The following is a 21,940-nucleotide window of genomic DNA, read 5'->3' on the forward strand; positions in this document are numbered from 1 at the left end:
ATGTATAAGTTGAAGTGAAAAGTTAGAACTGCGCTTAGTATAACCAAGTTCAACCATGCGCCAAGTAGACTATAACTGAAACTCTTGTCAGTTTTTAACTAGTCGTACTAAATTTTAATCAAAAACATTTGAGATAATTATTCAGTGCGATTTTTATCCGATATAAAATGAAAAATTCTTTGTTCGGCAGCATTAAGTTGCTCACTTTCTAGCGGATCGAACCATTCAACATCGGGCCAGCTCCGCAACCAAGTATATTGTCGTTTAGCGAGTTGACGAGTGGCTATAATGGCTCGCTCAGTGGCTTGCGGCAATGACATTTCTCCCTCAAGGTATTGCCATATTTGGCGGTAACCAACCGATTTCATCGAAGGACAATCGAGACTTAAATCACCACGGTTATAGAGTGCTTTCACTTCATCTACCAATCCTTGTTTCAACATAAGATCAAACCGCTGTGCAATTCTCTTATGTAAAACTGCGCGCTCTTTAGGCGCTAAAGCAATCGCCAAAACCGGATTAGCTAATGCCTGTAAACTTTGCTCTTGATGCCATTGAGACAAAGGCTTTTGACTCACTTGATAGACTTCTAATGCGCGTAATATTCTTTGAGTATCTGAGTGATGTAACCGTTCTGCGGTAACAGGATCTACGTCAGCTAACTGCGCATGCAAGCTTTCAATTCCTTCATTTTTTAATCGTTCTGCGAGCTGCTTTCTAAGCGAAGGATCTGCTGATGGCAAGTCGGCGAGGCCTTGCTGAAGCGCTTTAAAATAAAGCATACTGCCGCCAGTCAATAGCGGTATTTTATTTCTCTCGTGAATTTCATTGATTAATCGTTTTGCGTCGGCAGAAAAATCAGCCGCGGAATAAGCGACTTTAGGATCAAGAAAATCAATCAAGTGATGTGGAGCGACAGCAAGCTCTTGCGCACTCGGCTTAGCACTGCCGATATTCATATCTCGATACACCATAGCAGAATCGACACTTATAATCTCGAAACCGCCACTCTGATATAAAGACATTGCCAGCGCAGTTTTGCCTGCTGCTGTGGGCCCCATAATAAAAACCACAGGCTTTAATTGACTATTTTTCACGATTAAAGAGCCTAGGCAAATTTTGGTTATTTAGTTTAACAAGACAACCTGTGTGTTTTGCTTTGTCGACTAATGCAGGAGTCATTTGAGATTGGTTTACAAACTCCTGCATTAACGAAACAAGGCTCGATTTAAAGACTTCGGCGATTAAATTAGCCAAGCGCTCTTTAATGGCTTTATTTGTATAGTTTTCCGCTGGCATTCTATGACTCAGTTGAACCAATAGCAAGGTTAGCTTCTCTAGAATTTCGCAAGTTTGGTGCTGACCAATCCATTTGGGAACCGCTTTTACTTGTAGCGACTCATGCTCAGTTGGTAAAAGGCTAAAGCCTAACAAATTCAAACATTCAAATAGGGCAAATTCCTCAAGACATTCAGATTCAACCACAATAGTTTGAGGAAACAAAAGCGGTAAACAAGTTAACGCGGTTTGTTGATTAAAAATATCTAAAAGATAAAAGCCAACCCAACAATCAACATTAACTAGATATTTTTCTGCTAGAATATCGACTAGCCAATAGCTTTCGGTTAACGCTTGAACATTTGGACAAGCGCCACCATTCTCAATAGCTGCCTGAGGATCACGCGCGGCTTCTAACACTTGCTTACTATCTATTTTGTTTGCGGTAGAGTACAAATTATTAGAACCTAAAATTGGCGACGGCTGAGTTTGTTGCGATGAAGGTGACTCTGATCGCGGCGAAAGCAATTCATGGTGCTGCGCCTGACTCTCTCGATTCGTAGCAAAAGTTTGTGAGCTAGAAGCACCTACCTGGTCGGTTAAACCACCAAACCTAGTCTTGCCGGTTAATGGCTCACTTTGAGTTAGCGAAAATCCAGCAGTCGTGACTCTATTCTCTACGTGCTCAATTTCTCCATTGGTTTTAATCGCAAAAGTGTCAGTTTGTTCTGTTTCTGAGCTTGCAACATTTAATAATGGAGCGCTGCAATCTAACAAACAATCTTTTACACTTTTAGCAAGCAGATCATGTACCAAGCGTTGATCGTCAAACCGCACTTCATGCTTTGTTGGATGCACATTCACATCAATCTTGGCAGGATCAATCGTTAAGTAAATGACATAAGTTGGCATTCTACCGGCAGGCAAAAGTCCTTCATAGGCTTGTCTAATAGCGTGGTTTAATGTCTTATCTTTGACCGGTCGCTGATTAATAAAAACGTATTGAATATCTGACTCTGACCGATGATAACTTGGGTGGCCAACCCAACCACTAATATCAATGAGCTCATGCTGACACTTTAGCGCAATAGCGTGATCGGCAAAGCCTTTACCGCAAATTGTTGCAATACGTTTTAGACGCGCTTTAGCATCACCACAGGCTGGTGCTCTTTTTACTACTTTATGATTATGTTTTAAGGTAAAAGCTAACTCAAAGTGGGCTAATACTTGCCGCTTAAAAGTTTCTTCTATATGGACAAACTCGGTCTTTTCTGTGCGCAAAAATTTTTGTCTGGCTGGTGTATTGTAAAACAAGTCACTGACTTCTATTCGAGTTCCAATTGCCGCAGCGGCAGGCTGAATATCGACCAGCATTTCGCGCCCATGTGTGCATGCTTGCCAAGCGATATCGGCTTTTTCTGGGCGAGAAGTTAAGGTCGTATGCGACACTGAACTTATACTTGCCAAGGCTTCGCCACGAAAGCCTAAAGATAAAATGGTGGCTAAATCTTTTGACTCAGAAATTTTACTGGTAGCATGCCGAGTTAAGGCAAGTCCAAGATCCTGTTTGTGGATACCTTTGCCATTATCTGTCACTCTAATTAAGCGAGTCCCACCACGCTCAATTTCAACATCGATACGAGTCGCTCCGGCATCAATACTATTTTCCATCAATTCTTTGACGACCGAAGCTGGCCGCTCAACCACTTCGCCTGCGGCTATTTGGTTAGCGACTCGGTTATCTAGTAATTTTATACGCTGTAACGCAGGCAAGCCTCTATACTCCAGGTATAGAAAGAGTTTGGCCGACTTTTAGCTGGCTCGACTTCAAATTATTATGACTAATCAATTGTGAGGTGCTCACACCGAAATTTTGTGCAATTTCCGATAGCGTATCACCGCGTCTGACTTTATAGGATTTTGACTTTGCTAAGCTGGCGTATAAACTCCCATCTGGCGGATGTTTAATAAAATAATTTTTAACTCCAGTTAATACCGCTTTTGCAACCCGCACCTGCTGACGCTTTGTTTTTAATATTTTTTCTTCGTTTGGATTAGAAATAAACGCCATTTCTACCAGCATTGCAGGAATGTCGGGCATTCGTAATACCATAAAAGCAGCTTTTCTTAATCCTTTACCGTGCATATGAGGCATCCGTCGCGATAATTCTTGGCGCACTAAATCTGCAGCTTTAAAGCTTGCGCCTACCGAATAATGCATTGATAAGTCTAATAACACTTGCGCTACTAATGGATCTTTATTCGATAAGCTTTCAACCCCACCTAACAAGTCAGAACTTTTTTCTCGTTGCTCTAGCCACTTACCCATTTCTGAGTTTGCGCCGCGATTAGACAACACCCAAACAGATGCCCCTTTAACTCTTGGATCCGTAAATCCATCGGCATGTAACGAAATAAAGAGATCCGCTTTGTTCTCTCGAGCTAGCTGGGTCCTTTTTTCTAACCCCACATAATAGTCTGAATTACGGGTTAAAAAAGCTGACATCCCTCTCTCTGCATTAATCATCGCTTCAAGCCGCTTGGCTACGGCTAATGTGATTGTCTTCTCTCTAGTTCCTTTAGGCCCAATTGCTCCTGGGTCTTCACCGCCATGCCCCGCATCAATTGCGATAATGATGTCTCTATCTTTATTTTTAATCACCGAGTCAGCGGTTTTAACTATGGCTTTTTTCGCATTTTTATCTTTAAGATCAACCACTAGGCGATGCCCATAATCTTGAAACGGTTTTAATGTAAAGTCATTTGTAGTCACGCCGTTTTCTAAATCTAAAACTACCCGTAATTTATTCGGCTGCTCGCTTGTGCGGATTTTTTTGACTAAGGAGTTAGGGATTTCAATTTTTGAGGTATCTGTTTTTAACTGAGCGTTATCAATATCGACGACTAAACGATAAGGATTGTCTAGGGTAAAAAGCTGATAACTGACTTGGGCATTTAAGTCGAAAACAAGGCGCGTTTTTTCTGGATCTTGCCAAAAACGGATCCCACTCACTTCTGCCGATGCAGCAGTCCCACTGCAGACAATTATGCCTAAAAGAAAAGCTCCGCAGAAAATATTTTTTAATTTTATAAATAAGTACAACATAACACCTTTATTGTCGACTTGAACTACTCAACTTGAACGCTAAATATTGCTAATTCCCACTGGTTAGAGAAGGCTCTAGGCTTACAAAACTTTGACTCATTCGCTGATTGATTGCTTCACTTAGTGCCAAATCACGAGACTTTATTTGAATGCGTCGCGCTTCATTGTCATACGCTAAATCAATACTTAAATCTGGCAGCGGTAAAAAGCCTACTCCTTTTTGAGGCCACTCGATAAGACATATGGCTTGCTCTTCCAAGTAGTCTCTTATCCCAATATATTCTAATTCTTCTGGATCACCGAGTCGATATAAGTCAAAATGGTACACCAACTTTGGGGTTAGTGAGTCTAACCTTTCGCTTTGCTCCAGATTTTCATGATTCTCTTTATTGCTCGCTATATCATAGGGTTCAACTAACGTATAAGTAGGGCTTTTAGTACTGCCGTTATGTCCAAACGCCCGCAACACACCTCGTACTAAAGTCGTTTTACCAGCCCCGAGATCACCATTTAAAAAAATTAAAGCTCGCGCAGGCAGCAAGTTTGCAATAATTCGACCTGCAGCCACCGTTTCTTGTTCATCTTTAAGCAAATAGATTGAGTCCACTAGCTTTCTCATCCTACAACTAATTGATTAACGCTAGCTTAATCCTAAACAGCGTTTTCACTAAAACCCCGATTCTATCATTGAGCCTCATCAATAGTCACAAAAACAATCAAGTTCAGCTCGCTAGTATGACTAAATTTTCAATGACTAGTTTAAAAGTTTTGGCAAATACTGCAATAGATCAGTAGCGAGTAAACCTTGATAGCGCAAATCCTCAGTCGCAGCTAAATCGGCCGCTTCAGCATGCACACAAACTCCTATTTTAACGGCATCCCATGGCTTATAGCCTTGCGCTAACAACCCGCCAATAATACCACTTAACAGGTCTCCCATGCCGCCACTTGCCATGCCAGGATTACCGACAGGACAGCAACACAACTGCCCGGTTGAGTCCGCAATAATAGTACCAGCGCCTTTTAGTAAACAAATACCACCATATTGTTGTGCTATTTTAACACAAGCTAAAAAGCGATCTTGCTCCACATCGGCAACCTGACACCCCAGTAGTCTGGCCGCTTCAGCTGGATGAGGAGTTAAAACACGGCGTTCATCATAACTGGGATTAAGCGCTAACCAATTTAGTGCGTCGGCATCATAAAGCTTGCTTTTTTGTAAAAAATTAGTGTCTTCCGACAACCTTCTTAATAGTGATTGCGCCCAATCTTCAGTGCCTAAACCAGGGCCCAATACCACACAATTGAATTTCGAAAGTTGACCACCGACAGAGTCAATGTCGGGTAACGGCAAGTCTTTAGCCATAATTTCTGGTTGGCTCAACACAACCATTTCTGCATTTTGCTCTACCCAACAAGAAACCAGTCCAGCACCGCTGCGTGCACAGCCCCGGCTGGCAATGATGGCTGCACCCAACATTCCTTTTGCACCAGCTAATATTAAACAATGCCCATGTGTGCCTTTATGTGATGCTTTACGGCGTTTTTTTAGCAAGGCTCTAACACTTGGAAATTTAGCCAAGGTAATCAGTTGAGCTGGCGACTCACTTTGCGCTGAACATAGCCAATTCTCAGGCTCATTAATTCCGAGTGAAGCAAGCAAAATTTTTCCACTATAATCGGGTGCTTGCGCGGTAACTAATCCACGTTTTATGCCAATCATGGTGACAGTAATGTTTGCGTAAATGGCAATATTCTCTACCGCGCCACTATTCGCATTGACTCCAGAAGGTAAATCTATGGCTAACACCGGTGTCTTTGACTGGTTAATTTGGCTAATGACAGCGTCAAAAGGCTCACGGACGGCTCCCTTTATTCCACTTCCGAGGATGGCATCTATAATTACATGATAATCATTGAAATCGACATTACTGACTTGGTTTGGTTTTAATCGTTGCAAATTGTGCCATGCTAAAGCGGCATCTCCCTTAAGTTTAGCCGGATCATTCAACATCATTAGGTCAACATTTAATCCGCTTTCTAAAGCAAGTTGAGCTAACAAAAAGCCATCTCCCGCATTATTCCCCTTACCACAAACCACCAGTATTTGGGTTGCTTTTGGCCAGTATATTGTGAGCGTTTCAAAAATGCTTAATGCCGCTTTTTCCATAAGCTGAAACGTTGGCTTGGAGTGAAATTTTGAATAAAGGGACTCAATCGCGGAAACCTGTTGTGCACTAAACAAGTAACCGCTGTTGGGAAAAGGAGTCACAGAGGCGTCGTCGAGCAGGGCAGTTTTGTGCAAATGGGCCCCCTAGTTTACTTTTTGCATCGACTTTGACATGCATTACTCCGCGTAAGTAAGCGTTAACTTAATCTAATCTGATGAAATGTTCCCGATAATAAGCCAGCTCTTGAATCGACTCTTTAATGTCATCTAAAGCTAAATGCTTGTTTTGTTTACTGAAGCCGCTCAGAATTTGCGGTTTCCAGCGCACGGCTAATTCCTTTAGCGAGCTCACGTCGAGGTTACGATAATGAAAATAGTCGTGCAATGCTGGCATATAACGCACTAAAAAGCGCCGATCTTGCCCAATACTATTGCCACACATTGGCGACTTTCCGGGCTCAACCCATTCTTGCAAAAAAGCAATGGTGGCTTTTTCTGCTTCTGCTTCACTGATCTGACTTTCAATCACTCTTTGAGTTAATCCCGACTCGCCATGATGAGTGGTACACCACTCGTCCATTTCATTGAGCAAAGCCTGTGGTTGATGGATCGCCATCACTGGGCCTTCTGCCAGTATATTTAAATCCTTATCTGTGACAATTGTTGCAATTTCGATGATCTTTTCTTTATTTGGCTCTAGACCGGTCATTTCTAGATCAATCCAAATTAAATTGCTGTTATTTTGCACACTTGTCTCCTATTAGCGCCTCATACATAGCGAGTTAAAATTAATCTTAAGTTTAGAATAGTATATAATGGCTATCACTTGAAACCTAAGCGCTAATTTTAAATACCTTAAATTAACTCTATGTAGAAATAACCCTAAATAGAAATTAACTCTAAGTAGCGCTGTTGGATTTTACTAATGACTAAAACAACGAGTAACTATTGGCCAAACGAGACAAACTAACCCAGCGTCAACGCCGTCAAATTGCGCAACAACATAAAAAGCGCGCGAAAGGGGCTGCATTAGAAAATAATGATAACCTTTCAGAAGCATACCAAGGTCTGCTCGTAAGTCGTTATGGCGAACAAGCCGACATAGTAAGGCTTAGTGACAAAAGAAAGTTTCGTTGTTATCTACGTCAAAACTTAGGCTCGCCAGTTACTGGCGATCGAGTCACCTTTAGGCTCGCTCCCGATGAGCAAGGAATAGTAGAAACTCTTCAACCCCGGTTAAGCATTTTAGAAAGGCCCTCTCCGCATCAAGGGCTAAAACCAGTGGTTGCCAATATCAACCAAATATTTGTCGTGATTGCACCGCTGCCTGATTTTTCAGCAACTTTGTTAGACAGATACCTTGTAGCAATCGACAATGCCAGCATTGAAGTCATCATTGTGGCTAACAAATGGGACCTTCAATCTGAAATAGATCAACAAAATTTAAATCAACAACTCGATATTTATCGCCAGCTAGGTTACTCGGTTATTTTAACGAGTGCTCAATCTGGGCTAGGAATCTCACAACTAAAACAAGCAGCAGAAGCATCCCAGAGTATCTTGGTAGGACAATCAGGGGTAGGAAAATCCTCTTTAATCAATCAACTTTTTCCTAAGCAACAGTCCATCGTAAATGAAGTTTCTAGCAACTCACGGCTAGGTCAACATACTACAACGGCATCTCAATTGTTTTTATTTGAGGCCAACACCGGTTTTATTATCGATTCTCCCGGTATCCGTGACTTTGGCTTATGGCATATGGATTGTTACACTGTGGCAGAGGGATTTGTTGAGTTTAAACCATTTATTGGCGGGTGTAAGTTTAGAGATTGTAAACATATTAATGAGCCTGGGTGCGCGATAATTCAGGCAAAAGACAATGCAGAAATTCCGCTTCAACGTTGGCAAAATTATTGCAAAATAGTATTGGCTAACCAAGCAAACGCTACCGAAAACTAATTGCCTTCACGCTTTTTCTGCTCTTGCACACTGCTTAAATAATCAAGCACTTTTTCTAATTTCATGGGCTTGGCAAAATAATATCCCTGCGCGCAGGTGTAGTTCATGCCTTTCAAAATTTCTAATTGTTGCTGCGACTCAATACCTTCTGCCACAATATGAATGCCTAAATTTTTTGCCAGCTGACCTATCGACTCAACTATGGTTTTGTTGCTGTCTGACTGCTCCAAAACTTGAATAAACGAACGGTCCAGTTTAATCGCATCAAAAGGAAATTTGTGCAAATAACTTAATGAAGAATACCCAGTGCCAAAGTCATCTAAGTAGACTTTAACTTGCATCGCTTTTAACTCTCTTACAAAATTAAGCGCGGCTTTATAATCTTCAATTAAAATACTCTCTGTAATTTCAATATTTAATTTTTTTGCGTCAACTTGATACTCTACTAGCTTTTTGCGAATGACTTGATCTAAGGTTCTGGCTAATACCTGCACCGAAGACGCATTTACATTTAAATAATAAGCGTTGAGCAGCTCGGAGCGTTTAAAAAATGCCAAAGTTTGGCATGCCATATCAATAACCACTTCACCAATCTCAACGATTAAACCAGTTTCTTCAGCAACGGGAATAAATTCATCCGGCCCTATTAACCCAACACTAGGGTGCAACCATCTTACCAATGCTTCAAAACCTTCCACTTCACCACTCTCAATATTAACCAAAGGCTGGTAAACTAAAAACAATTGATCTCCGCCTATCGCATCACGTAAATCTCGCTCCATTTTCATGCGATTAGTCACAATATTTTTTATTTTAGAATCAAATAGACAATAGCAATTTTTTCCCTGATGTTTGGCTTGGTACATAGCTGCGTCGGCGTCACTCATAACTTCTTCGGCACTATTTTTCCCCGGTATGGCTAACCTTACGCCAATACTCGCACTCGTAATTAATGAGTTATTTGCTACTTCAACAGGCGTTTTTAGAACTTTTAATACTCGCGAGCTTAAACTTAACGCGACTCGCTCATCTTCTATTTTTGGCATGAGTATGCAAAACTCATCTCCGCCCAAGCGAGCGACAAGATCGCCACCGCGCATACACTGCTTTAACCGCTGAGCAATTTCAATCAAAAACAAATCGCCAATATGATGCCCTAAACTATCGTTAATTATTTTAAATCTATCGAGATCTAAAAACAGCAACGCAAGCTGCTCACCTTGGCTTTGCTTATTGCTCATTAATTCGTTAAGCGAATTTAATAAATATTGACGATTAGGGAGTCCCGTTAAAGTATCATGCAGTGATTCGTGAGCCAGCTTTCTTTCTACAAGTTTTCTTTTTTCAATGGTTTCTTCCAGCTCATGAGTTCTAGCTCTTACTCTCTCTTCTAGATATTCGTGAGCATGTCGCAATGATTCGGCATCTTTTTTACGTAAAATTGCGGTCGCAACTTGCTGCCCAATAGTTGATAAAACTTGTTGCTGCTCGCGGTTATAAGTGGTTCCCTCTTGGTAGCTTTGAATCGCTAATACGCCAAACACTTGATTTAAATCTTTTAACGGAACACCTAACCAGCTGACACAAACTTTACCGCCAATCACCCCAATATATTCATCTTCTTTACAATATAAAAATGACTTTCCGGTTTGCAATACCTTTTCGGTAAACCCTAAAGACTCCTCATTTTGGTTAAAAGGCCGCTTTTTAGGCGAAGGGTTATATTCATCAACAAAATAAGCAAAATCGATAAATTGGCGGTCATCCGTTAATAATGCAATGTATTCGTTTTCTGCATACATTAAGCTCTTAATTACTTGATGAACACTTTGATAAAAATCATCTAAACTGTCTGAGGTACTAACTAATTCGGTAATTTGATACAGCGCGAGTTGTATTTTTTGACTTTTTTTACGCTCTTCTACTTCATTCGCTAATTCCAGATTAATTCGATTGAGATCTTCGGTACGCTCCTCTACATGTTTTTCAAGTAGCGCATTGGTCTCAATTAGATCTTTTTCAGCTTGCTTACTCTTAAATACCAGCGCAATTTGGCGTGCGACAAACTGCAAAATATCTTCTTCTTGATCGCCATACTCAATATCATCTTGATAACTCTGGATGACAATACCGCCCAAAATTTCATCATTATAAATTAACGGCACCCCGAGCCAGTCATGACAATCCACACCCACTTCATCAACAATATTTTTTTGAGTCAGCTTTTGGCGAGTCGATTGACTTAAGTGTTGCATGGTACCTGTGCGCAGCATATAACCAGTTAATGTCCGCCGTAAGTCTTCAGTACTTAGTTTTCTAAGTACATGATTATCGCTGCCAGTATCGTATTCATCGGCGACATAAATAAAATTAATCAAACTGTTATTTTGCTCATATACCGCCACAAAAAAGTTCTTTGCGTACATTAAGGTCTGAATAATTTTATGTAATTCGGCCGAATACTCTTGAAGCGAGCTAGTATGCACAGCGCATTCTGTGATTTTAAACAGCGCGGACTCTAGCGGAGTACGCTTAAATTTGGTTAAGTCGGATGTATTCAATTAGCTGCTACTTATTAGTTTTGGCTACGCTGTAAACCTTTAAACACAATAAATTGGACTAACCCTAGCGGGTTTCGAATTTAACAACATGGCTTATCAATTAACTCAATTAAGTATAGTGAACTTTCCTCAAGATGCAGACTAATCTAGAAAGTTTAGCTATCCGCAGGCAAAAAACTGACAATTTCTGCAAATAGCGCTAAAATGCCGCCAAATAATTAATTAAATGACTCGAAACTCACTTATGTCTGTAAAAGATCAATTAAAAGTTACTGCACAATACCTTTTCCCTCAGCATGCGGTATCTATACTGGCGGGTAAGCTGGCAGATTTAAAAACTACATGGTTCAAAAACTGGTTTATCACTAAGTTTGCCAAAGCTTACCAAATAGATATGTCTATCGCGGTTGAACCAGAGCTAGAGAACTACGCCTGCTTTAATGACTTTTTTACTCGAGCGATTCGCCCTGAGACTCGACCTATAGATTCAGATAGCAACAGTTTTTGCTCTCCTGTCGATGGCGCAATGAGTCAGTTTGGCGCGGTAAAACAAGGTAGAATTATTCAAGCAAAAAACCATGATTATTCAGCATTGGAGTTACTCGGCGGTGATAAAGAAAGAGCCCAGCCATTTGTTGATGGCGAATTTTGCACCATCTATTTAGCACCTAAAGACTATCATCGAATACACATGCCTTGTGACGGGCAATTAACCGCCATGACACACGTTCCGGGCAAGCTGTTTTCAGTTAATCCTTTAACTGCCAACAATGTTCCAGCACTTTTCGCAAGAAATGAGCGCGTTATTTCTTATTTTGATACCCCATTTGGAAAGTTTGCCATGGTTGCGGTTGGCGCCACCATAGTAGGAAGTGTTGAAACAGTTTGGGCAGGCACAGTCACTCCGCCGAGCAGAGATCAGGTAAAAACCTGGGAATATCATGATCAAGCTATAGCGCTTAAAAAAGGCGAAGAGATGGGACGCTTTAAGTTAGGCTCTACTGTCGTATTATTAATGGAAAAACGTCATTGGCAATGGGCTGAGAATATCGCACTTGCCGAGTCAGTTATTTTAGGACAAAAGCTCATTACTCAAGTAGACTGCCAGAAATAGACAGCTAGCGAAATTAAATGCTTGCAAGTCATGGGCATTTTGCACTACTTGTCGCAAAATGCCATTGGCAATACCGCTTGTATATCACTAATATCTAGTTTCAACATTAATAAACGGTCAACTCCTAGTGCAACTCCAGCACAAGCAGGTAACCCAGACTGCATCGCTTCAATCAACGCCATATCAATTTTTTGCTCAGGGTAGCCAAGTTGGGCACGAATCTTGTTATCATCAACAAATCGTGCAAGCTGCTCTTGCGGATCCGTAAGTTCATAAAACCCGTTCGCTAGTTCTAAGCCGCCACAATAAACTTCAAACCGTTTACCCACCAATCCATAGTGCGTAGTTGCCGTTTTAGCTAGCGCTGCTTGAGAGGCAGGAAAATCAAATACAACAGTTATTTCATGGGGGTCAAACTGAGTCTCAACTTGAGTTGCAAAAAGTAGCGTTAAGTAGTTATCAAATAATAAATCACTGGGTAACTCACCTAGACGCTCTCGACTAAAACGACGTAAATCGTCAAAGCTAATGTTAAAAGGATCAATGTTTAAATACTTTACAAAGGCATCTCGATAAGACATTAATTGCACCGGCTTATGACCTGAGGTTTGCCTAATTAAATCGACAACTTCTTGTATAAGTTGCGACTCATCAAACCCCAAACGATACCATTCCAATAGCGTAAACTCATTGTTGTGGCGCGGGCTGACTTCGTCTGCCCTGAACATTTTGCTTAGCTGGTAAATATCACCACTGCCGGCGCACAGTAGCTTTTTCATTGCATATTCAGGAGATGTTTGTAAATAACCAACCTGTTTTCCTTGCGGGTTTAGTGCTTGCAACGCAGACATATAAGGATCGGTAACGGTTGTTGCAGCCAACAATGGCGTATCAACTTCAAGTACTTCCCGTTGATAAAAAAAGCTCCTAATTTCTCTTAGTAAGCTAGCGCGCTGCTTTAATATAGAATTTTTCATAAAATTACTTAATCAATAGAAACACTGTTTTAAAGTTTTTCAAGCAACTCAACTTTGTCAGTGGCGTCAATTATAGGAAATAAAAAAACCGCTAATTAAGCGGCTTTTTTAGCTGATCAAAAATATCAACCAGAATCACTCACACTTTAAGCTCTTGAAACATATTCACCGGTACGAGTATCAACTTTAATCTTCTCACCTATTTGCACAAACAGTGGTACTCGCACAACTGCGCCAGACTCTAGAGTGGCAGGTTTACCTCCGCTTCCAGAAGTATCGCCTTTCAAGCCAGGGTCAGTTTCTGTCACTTCTTGCACAACAAAGTTAGGCGGGGTAATAGAAATGGGTGTTCCATTAAACAGAGTGACTAGACAAGAGTCTTGCTCTTTCAACCATTTCACATTATCACCTACTGCGGTCGCATCGGCAGCAAACTGCTCAAATGAGTTTGGATCCATAAAGTGCCAATACTCTCCGTCAGTGTATAAATACTCCATATCGGTATCCATTACATCGGCAGCTTCAAATGATTCTCCCGATTTAAAGGTTTTTTCTACGGTACGGCCGGTTAACAAGTAATGAACTTTTGTTTTAGCAAAAGCTTGACCTTTGCCCGGTCTAACAAAATTGTTTTCGACGATAGAAACAGGCTCACCATCGAGCATAAACTTTAAGCCGTTACGAAAATCATTAGTTGAATAAGTTGCCATTAAAAATCTCTCTGTGTTTTTATTCGCTTGGGGTAAACTAGCCCCTATGAAAAATATGCAGCCAATAATACCCGTTTCTGTCGAAAAATGTCAGGAAAAATCGTGGAAATATCTACTTAAAACCGCGATTAAGGACCCATTTTCGCTGATTGAGCAGTTAGGACTTAATAGCGAAGCATTTGACTTTGAATTCTCACCATCCAATCAGTTTGCCATGCGCGTGCCACAACCGTTTATTGATAAAATGGTACCGGGCGATCCGAAAGACCCTCTTTTACTTCAAGTAATTAGCCAGTCGCTAGAAGATATTGAAGTGCCAGGATACACCAACGACCCCTTAGAAGAGAAATCGCTTAACCCACCAGGGCTGCTGCACAAATACCACTCTCGCGTGCTACTCATTTTAGCCTCTGCTTGCGCAGTTAATTGCCGCTATTGTTTTCGGCGCCACTTTCCTTATCAAGACAAACAGGCAAGCGGTGACGAGCTAAATTTAGCATTACAATATATTGCTCAGCGACCACAAATAACCGAAGTCATTCTGAGTGGCGGAGACCCTTTAATCTTAAATGATTCTCAATTAATTGCTATTATCGAACAAATAGAACAAATCAAGCATGTTAACAAACTAAGAATTCATACCCGATTACCGGTCGTCATTCCGCAACGTATCACCGACAAACTGGTTGCTAAACTCGCCTCAACTCGGCTAGTAACTAATCTGGTATTACACATTAACCATGCCAATGAAATCGACCAGCGTTTTGTTCAGGCAATGGACAAACTAAGGCAAGCCAAAGTCTTTTTGCTAAATCAAAGCGTTATTTTAAAAGGCATTAACGACTGTCCTAACAAGCTCGCCAGTTTAAGTGAAAAGCTTTACCAAACCGGAATTATTCCCTACTACTTACATTTACTCGACAAAGTCGCTGGCGCCGCTCATTTTGACCTAGCTAAAGATCAAGCCGTTCAAATTGTGGAGCAAATGCGAAAGATGTTGCCCGGCTATTTAGTCCCAAGGTTAGCTTGCGAACAACCGGGGAAAAGCTCAAAAACGGTTATTGTTTAAACAAAATACAAGTTTAGACGGTCTTGTGTGAAGTATTTGGCATAATTTAGCAGCATATCTGACCTGAATTCTGTAAATTTCGACCATTTATACTAAACTTTAGATAGTTAAAGTAAATTTTTGTTTTAATTAAGAAATTCATAGGATACATTAGCTTTTTTTGGCGAGCGTTCATTGCCAATGCGGATTGTAAAGTACTAAAACAGACTAAGGTTTAGTCACCTAAATACAAGGGCTTTTAAATAAGCAAAGCATTGTTATAGAATTTACCCATCAAGGTTGATTGCTCAGTTGTTTGCAGGTTGTCAGTTGTTAGGAAATTGTTAAATGAAACTAGGACGTTCAGGGTTAACCGTAAGAGAACTTCAGGCGAATTTAAAGCCTGCGTTTGAGTTGACCCCGAAAAAAGTAGCGCAATGGATAAAAGATTTGCCTGTAGCCAACTTAGGAGACAGTTGCAAAAGCATTTATCGACTATTGGTTGACAGCAATCAAATGATACTTGATGCTGACAAACGACTAGCAATATTAAATACCATTGAGCCTCTCAACGTTAAGTTAGTTCATTCGCTAGAAAAGCAGTTTATCAACAACCATATTGCGCTGACAGATAAACAAAAGAAAATTGCGGCCCTTATTCAGGCCATACACACCGAATTTTCAATTGGTTATCACACGGTGATTGAGTCAATCATTACCGACGAGGTCAAATGGAGCAATAAAAAGCTCTTAGCCAATGCTTTGACTCACGCAACTCATTATCACGGTCAGGTAATCTTTAGATGCTACAAACTTTATGCCTCGGTGCCCAAACGGCTTTGGCACGAGCTCTATCAATTATTTAAAATTGCCAGAGAGCACGAAGTTGAAAATACAAACACCAATCTATCGGCATTAACTCAAGAGACCTGTGTTTATGCTGAATTTATTCAAGTGCTGCTATTAAGTGTTGCAAACCCTTATCAATTGCGCCAAAGAGAAATTGAACTATTATGGCAACTTTTACCTAGTTTAACCGATAAAGTAACCTTAAAAGGTCACGCCTATAACAAGCAACACTATGTGGTGGTTTTAGACTCTTCATCGCCGCCATTACACAAATCATTATTTAAGCACGAAAAAACCGAACAAGTATTAAAGTTAACCACAACTACGGCGATTGAGCACCTGAAAATCATGCTCGCAACGATTCAATCGACCGACCAAAATAGTAGCCGCAAGAGCATGTTGTTGAGGCACTTAATTCATTGTTGGAACAATTCTAAACATCGCTCGTTTGCCCGAACCTCCTGCGACGGTGAACTGGATATTTGCTTTGGCTTATCAGCCACTCACTATTTATTAAAGCAAACTCACCAAGCCTTAAACCGAAGTGGCGATGCAACCGATTCGCCATTAGAACGTATGGAAGGCAGCTTAAAAAACGCGACTCTTACCGATGTTTCAGTCAATAAACGGGACACGTTAAAGCCCAACAGCGACTATTTAAGTTCCACAAGTTCACCAGGCAATAGCGTTTGGAATAAGTTTTACCAAACCGAAGATGAAATAGCAGATATTAAGAAACGCAACGAAACCGTGAATAGAAGCCGAGAAACCATCGTTAGAGAAAACTATAAGATGCAAAAAGTTGGGCTGTTAAACATTAGTCCAAGCGGTTATTGTATAGAAATAGCCGCGACCGATGTCCCAAAACATGCTCAAACCGGCGAAATACTCGGTATTATAGAAAACCAGGAGCAAGCCTTATGGAGCATCGGCGTTGTTAGATGGGTAAGGCGGCAGCTTAAAACTCAAACAATCCAAATGGGCGTGCAATTGCTGGCACCCGGGGTAACACCAATAGATATTCAATTACGCAACAGTAAAACCGAACAAAATAGCGATCACCGAGCATTGTTACTGCCCGCCTTAACCGGTATTGGACAACCTGCTACGCTACTTTGTAACCCGTTATCTTTCTCAATTAACGCTAAAGTTAGAGTGAAAGAGGTTGGGTCTTACTTTGATGCTCGCTTAAACAAAGAGCTCATGGGTAACAGCAACTTTAAACAATTTACTTTTGACGTTATAAAGCACTCAGCGCAAGAAAATGATAAAACTAAAGCTTCAAAAAGTGATGATAACCAAAGTTTTTGGGATATCTTTTAAAGATTGTTCGGCTTTTATTTGATCTAGGTCTCTTTTGTATTAAGCTAATCTCAGCTACAATTTGTTATAACAACCTAAAAAAAACACTTTTTCATAATAAGTAAATATAATTCAGGCCGAAATATTACCTATGACAGCAAAAATTAAAACCATTCATTTACTTTTGCTTGAGCCATCGTCAAACCAGGCCGAGGTGATGATAAATTCGCTCCGAAACTCCGGCTATGCGGTGAGAGCGACCCAAGTGCTCACCCCAGAAGAATTATCACAAGCGCTTGAAAAAGGCGTTTCAGACTTATTACTGGCAAACATTGATCACCCAGACTTATCAGCCAAGCAAGCCATTGAGCAAATTGCCGAGTTTGGCCGCGACATTCCATGTATTGTGCTTATGCAGCAACATGACGACAAAATTTTAATCGAGTGTATGAACGCTGGCGCAGTAGACGGGGTCACTAAAGACAACCTCCCTTTACTTAACCTAAAAGTGACCAGAGAGTTGCAAAGCTTAGAGACTCGACGTAAAAAAACTCAAGCTGAATTAGCTTTAAAAGCAACAGAAAAACGCTGCACTTTATTACTCGATAACTCACAAGACGCCATAGCTTATGTACACGATGGAATGCACGTTTATGCCAATAGCGCTTATTTAGAGCTATTTGGCTTTGAAGATCACGACGAACTATTGTGCGTCCCTGCGCTCGATATGATAGACAAAAGCAGCCAAGATGAGTTTCGTCAATACTTAAAAACGGTTGCGGGTCCAAGCGATCATCAAAACTTTAGTTTTGTGGGAACTCGCTCCGATATGTCTACATTTGAAGCGATCATGACCCTATCTACAGCAAACTACGACGATGAAGTTTGCACCCAATTACTTATTCGACCTGCAGCAGATAATGCAGAACTCGAAGAAAAGCTACGCGAGCTTAGTGCCCAAGACACTCTCACCGAGCTTTATAACAAAGTTTATTTTACCGAAGTTTTAGAAAAAGCTATTTTAAATGCAAATGACAGCGGCGACGCCTATCACGTCTTGTATATAGAATACGATCAACACGATCAAATTTTATCTGAATACGGTATCGCCGGTGGCGACCAAATAACCATTGACTGTGCTAACTGGTTAGCCGAGCAAATAGACGACGAGTACAAGCTTGCAAGAGTTGGAGATAACGCCTACAGCTTGTTATTACCTAATTCTGCTTCCATAAAAGCGCGCGACTTAGCAGCTAAATTATGTGAAGAAATTCGCTCTCATTTATTTGATGTAGAAGGACATACCGTTAAAATCACTTTCAGTATCGGTATTTGCCCTGTCGGTGAGCAAAGTGAAAGCCCTGCTCAAATTCTTTCAGATGCTTTAAGTGCCGCAAATCGCAATGAAAACGGCGATGGATTTAAAATTTTCAATAAAGCAGTTAAGAATGCAGGTAGCTCTAAAGATGTGGAAATGCTCGACAAAGTTCAAGAGGCAATAGAAGCGGGCCGAATTCAATTGATGTATCAGCCCATTGTAAAACTTCACGGCGAAGAAAAACCACTTTATCAGGTGCTTTTACGAATTAAAGATGAAAACGGCAATGATCTTGAAACCACTAAAGTATTACCAATTGCTAAAGCGGCCGGCTTGGGTGAAAAACTTGATCGATGGATTTTTAAGCAGTCATTAAAAGCTATCATTACTCAAAAAGTTCCACAAAATACGCAGCTTTTTGTCAACTTAAGCAGTGTCTCTTTAATTGACCAAAGTATTGGCGAGTTTATCGACAAAACTGTTAAAGCGAGCGGGCTTAAAAAATCCAGCGTTATCTTTCAAATTGAAGAAAGTGATGCCGTTAACCATTTGAAGCGAGTCATAGCACTTGTTGCCGAGCTCAAACAAAAAGGTTATACCTTATGTTTAGCTAATTTTGGCAGCGATCCAGAACAAAAAGTTTTACTCGATCAACTCGATGTTGATTTCGTCCGTATCAGCGACGAGAAATCAAAAAGCATTCACACCGATGCCGATTTAGCAGAAGAAGTAACCGACCTGCTTGTTGAGATCCACAATCGCGACAAAATTAGTATTATTCCAAAGGTTGAAGAAGCCGCCATGCTCGCGGCACTATGGCCAATGAATGTAAAATATATTCAAGGGTATTACCTGCAGCGGCCTAGTGACAAAATGAATTACGACTTCTCATCTAGCGGTTTTTAGCTTAACGAATTTATTTAAGCTCGGTTTAACTTAAACTTAAGCCGAGCGATCACCTCCGCTAAATAAAGATTGGTTGGCTGGTAAAAAGCGACTAGTGCCAACCAAAAACCTCAGCAAGTTGAGCAAAATCAGTCACATTCATTTGCCCAGCAGCCGCTTTCTGTACCGCAGGCTTGGCACGGTAAGCGATATTTAGCCCAGCCTTGTTCATCATTAACAAGTCATTAGCACCGTCACCTATTGCCATCACGCGCTCTAAGGGAATATTTACCTCACGCGCTAAGCGGTCCACAAAGTCTGCTTTTGCCTGCGCATCAATAATTGGGCCTTCAAGCTCTCCGGTTAGTGTACCATCAGTGGCTTTAAGTTGGTTTGCATTCACTCTTAACAGCCCAAGTTGCGACTTTAAATAGGTCACAAATGGCATAAATCCGCCAGAGACAATCGCTATATAACATTGATTTTGCTTAGCTAATTTAACCAGCTGAGTAATTCCTTGAGACAGTGGGAGTTGCTCGGCGACTGCCTGGATTTCGCTTATAGGAAGACCTTGCAAACACTTGACCCTAGAGATTAAGCTTTCGGTAAAATCTAATTCGCCCTGCATAGCCAACTCAGTCACTTTAGCAACCTGCTCACCGACGCCATGACGCTTAGCTAGCTCATCAATCACCTCAATTTCAATAAAGGTTGAGTCCATGTCAAAAACGATAAGTTGCGGCGCGCCTATACTAGCATTAGGCCAAACAATGTAGTCTAACCCAAGCTTGGTTAAAGCTTGTAAATCCAATTCATTATGCTGCGGCTCATACACAAAAAGCTCAATCACTAATAGCTGACTCGCGCGCCGTGTTATCTGCCAGTGCTGAGCATAACGATGCGACTCAACCCACTTGCTAAAACGCTCTTCGCAAAACTTCTCAGCTTCACAAAAAATCGAAACTTTAGACTGTGCTGCGCTTTTCGGGGTAACTTGAGACCACTGATTAGCATGTAATTGATAGTAAAGATTGGCTTGAAATGGCATTTGTCACTCTTAAATTGGTTAGCCTAGCTTAGCAGCTGCAAGGAATAGCATTTTAACTAAAAAATTCAGCAACGTCCTGTTTAGATAATGTGATAAGGGCAGCATTTAATTTTTTACAAGCCGAAGACTAAATTGCTACAATGCAGTTATGCCAAAAACAATAATAAAACAATTGCGACCTCCCAAAATACTGCGCGGACTTTTCTCTAGCGTTGTAGCGATATGTTTAGTAATTTTACTCATTTCCTGGGCAATTCTAAGTTATCAAGTAGAGCAGCTAGTAAATAAGCGAACGAGCGAATATGCTAATTCAATAACCCAAATAGCGGCTAAGTCGGCGGCTGAAGCACTATTAGCAGATGACAAAATATTACTGCAAAACCTAGTCGAAAATGTTGCCAAAGACATTTATATTAGAAGCGCAACTATTTATGCAGAAGATGGCCAAATAGTAGCGCAATACCCAGCAAACGTGTTTGAGGCTAGTAGCCCAACAATTGCCGATGTAAACCAGACCAACCAAGACATCGACCAGGTAAATTCAAGCTTAAGCATACCCAATGAGCAAGCTGAAAAGCCAAACCTAAATATTAAGCAAGCTGCTCAAACTTACCTTGATGCACAAAGCGACACGCCGTTTATCGAAAAAATCACATACCAAGATGTAACCGCCGGTTGGTTTAAAATAAGTTTAAATAAAACCTTACTCGAATCGTCTTTTCGTCAATCATTAAGCTACGCATACTACTTAATTTTTGTTATAGCCGGCGGGCTGTTTTTAGGCCTTATGCTGCTCCTGCGTAAGCATGAACGCAAAGCGCAAGAGCTTGTTTTACTTTGCCACCAGCTAATTCAAGTTAACGCTGAAAAATTCCCACAAACAAGACAAGAGTGGTTCGACAGCTTTAAGTCACTAACTAACACATCGCTTTTGAAGCTCAATCAAATGAACTCTCCCAGTGTAAAACCAAGTAGTTGGAGTCATAGTTATCGCACCGACGCGAGTGTTTTTTGTTATCTGCAATTTGAAATGCAAGATCAAGCCAATAGCAAAGCCGCACATAGTTTAAGCCAAGCCGAAAAATACCTAAAGGCAGCGGTAATGAGTTACGGATATCAACCACAAGGAAATATCTTATCGGGTTGTCTAGTGCCGTTTATTAATCCAGCACAAAAACCGATAGAAAGCGCCGATGCCGTAGCCAAAGCAATTAGTCTAGTCGAGCTGATTCAAGCTCTGTTAGCCAAAATAGAGCTTACCATTAGTATGAAAGGCTATATTGGAAAAGGTACCATGCTGGTATTAGAAGATGAACGAAGCAATATTACCGGCGTTTCATTAAGCAATCGAATGATGCAGCAAATTAATCAACAAGGGTTAAACTGTCAGTACGGCGACTGTTTGTTTTTGGGCTTTCACCTATCAGACCTTTCCGCTTATGGTGAATTTATTCCGCTCGATTCAACTGACGCCCCACAAATTAATCCGCCAATAAAGCTCGTTTCGGTGAAAGAGACTATAAATCAACAAATTAGTCGTCAAGCGAGTTATATTATTTCATCAAATTAGGCCGACATTTACTGGTAATTTCTCAAATAGTTGCTATGGTTTATT

Annotated in this window: 16 protein-coding genes; 6 read left to right on the forward strand and 10 right to left on the reverse strand. The window is 40.9% G+C overall.

The annotated features are described in order from the left end of the window. Positions 1 to 137: 137 nt before the first annotated feature. The 6 genes from miaA to orn all read right to left on the reverse strand — a co-directional run bounded on the left by miaA (position 138) and on the right by orn (position 7,302). Complete coding sequence (miaA, locus tag ACUR5C_RS12420; protein WP_454465457.1) at positions 138 to 1,097, reverse strand: tRNA (adenosine(37)-N6)-dimethylallyltransferase MiaA; 960 nt, start codon at positions 1,095 to 1,097, stop codon at positions 138 to 140. Then, positions 1,087 to 3,051, reverse strand: coding sequence for a DNA mismatch repair endonuclease MutL (mutL, locus tag ACUR5C_RS12425; RefSeq protein WP_454465458.1), 1,965 nt, complete (start codon positions 3,049 to 3,051; stop codon positions 1,087 to 1,089). Before mutL ends, miaA begins: the two co-directional genes overlap by 11 nt. Positions 3,052 to 3,055: 4 nt before the next feature. Further along, positions 3,056 to 4,384, reverse strand: a complete 1,329-nt coding sequence (locus tag ACUR5C_RS12430) for an N-acetylmuramoyl-L-alanine amidase (RefSeq protein ID WP_454465459.1) — start codon at positions 4,382 to 4,384, stop codon at positions 3,056 to 3,058. Positions 4,385 to 4,433: 49 nt separating this feature from the next. Further along, on the reverse strand, positions 4,434 to 4,991 hold the full coding sequence (gene tsaE / locus ACUR5C_RS12435; RefSeq protein ID WP_454465460.1) for a tRNA (adenosine(37)-N6)-threonylcarbamoyltransferase complex ATPase subunit type 1 TsaE: 558 nt from the start codon (positions 4,989 to 4,991) through the stop codon (positions 4,434 to 4,436). A gap of 147 nt (positions 4,992 to 5,138) precedes the next feature. Continuing rightward, positions 5,139 to 6,689 (reverse strand): NAD(P)H-hydrate dehydratase, encoded by a 1,551-nt coding sequence (locus ACUR5C_RS12440; protein ID WP_454465461.1) that lies wholly within the window; start codon positions 6,687 to 6,689, stop codon positions 5,139 to 5,141. A 67-nt stretch (positions 6,690 to 6,756) separates the two neighbouring features. Continuing rightward, entirely contained in the window at positions 6,757 to 7,302 is a 546-nt protein-coding gene (gene orn, locus ACUR5C_RS12445) for an oligoribonuclease (protein ID WP_454465462.1), read from the reverse strand. A gap of 200 nt (positions 7,303 to 7,502) precedes the next feature. Between orn and rsgA the strand changes: the two genes are divergently transcribed. After that, a complete protein-coding gene (rsgA, locus tag ACUR5C_RS12450; protein ID WP_454465463.1) occupies positions 7,503 to 8,513 on the forward strand; it encodes a small ribosomal subunit biogenesis GTPase RsgA in 1,011 nt (336 codons plus the stop codon). Here rsgA and ACUR5C_RS12455 read toward each other — a convergent pair. Then, a complete protein-coding gene (locus tag ACUR5C_RS12455) occupies positions 8,510 to 11,074 on the reverse strand; it encodes an EAL domain-containing protein (protein WP_454465464.1) in 2,565 nt (854 codons plus the stop codon). The two genes, rsgA and ACUR5C_RS12455, sit on opposite strands and share 4 nt — an antisense overlap. A 244-nt stretch (positions 11,075 to 11,318) precedes the next feature. On the opposite strand from ACUR5C_RS12455, the gene asd reads away from it, so the two are divergent. Then, positions 11,319 to 12,188, forward strand: a complete 870-nt coding sequence (gene asd, locus ACUR5C_RS12460) for an archaetidylserine decarboxylase (RefSeq protein ID WP_454465465.1) — start codon at positions 11,319 to 11,321, stop codon at positions 12,186 to 12,188. A gap of 44 nt (positions 12,189 to 12,232) precedes the next feature. Here the strand turns inward: asd and epmA are convergent, their stop codons facing one another. Then, the gene (epmA, locus tag ACUR5C_RS12465) at positions 12,233 to 13,165 is read right to left on the reverse strand and encodes an EF-P lysine aminoacylase EpmA (protein ID WP_454465466.1); all 933 of its coding nucleotides are present in this window, start codon (positions 13,163 to 13,165) and stop codon (positions 12,233 to 12,235) included. 146 nt (positions 13,166 to 13,311) lie between these two features. Further along, a complete protein-coding gene (efp, locus tag ACUR5C_RS12470; RefSeq protein ID WP_454465467.1) occupies positions 13,312 to 13,875 on the reverse strand; it encodes an elongation factor P in 564 nt (187 codons plus the stop codon). A gap of 46 nt (positions 13,876 to 13,921) precedes the next feature. Between efp and epmB the strand changes: the two genes are divergently transcribed. From epmB to ACUR5C_RS12485, 3 genes are all read left to right on the forward strand, one after another. Then, positions 13,922 to 14,944 (forward strand): EF-P beta-lysylation protein EpmB, encoded by a 1,023-nt coding sequence (epmB, locus tag ACUR5C_RS12475; protein ID WP_454465468.1) that lies wholly within the window; start codon positions 13,922 to 13,924, stop codon positions 14,942 to 14,944. A gap of 327 nt (positions 14,945 to 15,271) precedes the next feature. Further along, positions 15,272 to 17,095: a cyclic-di-GMP receptor FimW-related protein gene (locus tag ACUR5C_RS12480; protein ID WP_454465469.1), complete on the forward strand. Its 1,824-nt coding sequence runs from the start codon at positions 15,272 to 15,274 to the stop codon at positions 17,093 to 17,095. Between the two features lie 130 nt (positions 17,096 to 17,225). Beyond that, positions 17,226 to 19,298 carry an EAL domain-containing response regulator gene (locus tag ACUR5C_RS12485; RefSeq protein WP_454465470.1) on the forward strand — a complete coding sequence of 691 codons (2,073 nt, stop codon included), beginning with the start codon at positions 17,226 to 17,228 and terminating at the stop codon, positions 19,296 to 19,298. Positions 19,299 to 19,389: 91 nt separating this feature from the next. Here ACUR5C_RS12485 and serB read toward each other — a convergent pair whose 3' ends face one another. Next, a complete protein-coding gene (serB, locus tag ACUR5C_RS12490) occupies positions 19,390 to 20,325 on the reverse strand; it encodes a phosphoserine phosphatase SerB (protein WP_454465471.1) in 936 nt (311 codons plus the stop codon). A gap of 148 nt (positions 20,326 to 20,473) precedes the next feature. Between serB and ACUR5C_RS12495 the strand changes: the two genes are divergently transcribed. Beyond that, positions 20,474 to 21,895, forward strand: coding sequence for a hypothetical protein (locus ACUR5C_RS12495; RefSeq protein WP_454465472.1), 1,422 nt, complete (start codon positions 20,474 to 20,476; stop codon positions 21,893 to 21,895). Positions 21,896 to 21,940 lie beyond the last annotated feature (45 nt).

It is taken from the genome of Aliikangiella aequoris (assembly GCF_053709105.1).

What these genes read in the sequence shown, in the direction of transcription:
- ACUR5C_RS12430 (WP_454465459.1), bottom strand. Translation starts at nt 4,384, where the DNA reads ATGTTGTACTTATTTATAAAATTAAAAAATATTTTCTGCGGAGCTTTT.
- asd (WP_454465465.1), top strand. Translation starts at nt 11,319, where the DNA reads ATGTCTGTAAAAGATCAATTAAAAGTTACTGCACAATACCTTTTCCCT.
- epmA (WP_454465466.1), bottom strand. Translation starts at nt 13,165, where the DNA reads ATGAAAAATTCTATATTAAAGCAGCGCGCTAGCTTACTAAGAGAAATT.
- efp (WP_454465467.1), bottom strand. Translation starts at nt 13,875, where the DNA reads ATGGCAACTTATTCAACTAATGATTTTCGTAACGGCTTAAAGTTTATG.
- epmB (WP_454465468.1), top strand. Translation starts at nt 13,922, where the DNA reads ATGAAAAATATGCAGCCAATAATACCCGTTTCTGTCGAAAAATGTCAG.
- ACUR5C_RS12480 (WP_454465469.1), top strand. Translation starts at nt 15,272, where the DNA reads ATGAAACTAGGACGTTCAGGGTTAACCGTAAGAGAACTTCAGGCGAAT.
- ACUR5C_RS12485 (WP_454465470.1), top strand. Translation starts at nt 17,226, where the DNA reads ATGACAGCAAAAATTAAAACCATTCATTTACTTTTGCTTGAGCCATCG.
- serB (WP_454465471.1), bottom strand. Translation starts at nt 20,325, where the DNA reads ATGCCATTTCAAGCCAATCTTTACTATCAATTACATGCTAATCAGTGG.
- ACUR5C_RS12495 (WP_454465472.1), top strand. Translation starts at nt 20,474, where the DNA reads ATGCCAAAAACAATAATAAAACAATTGCGACCTCCCAAAATACTGCGC.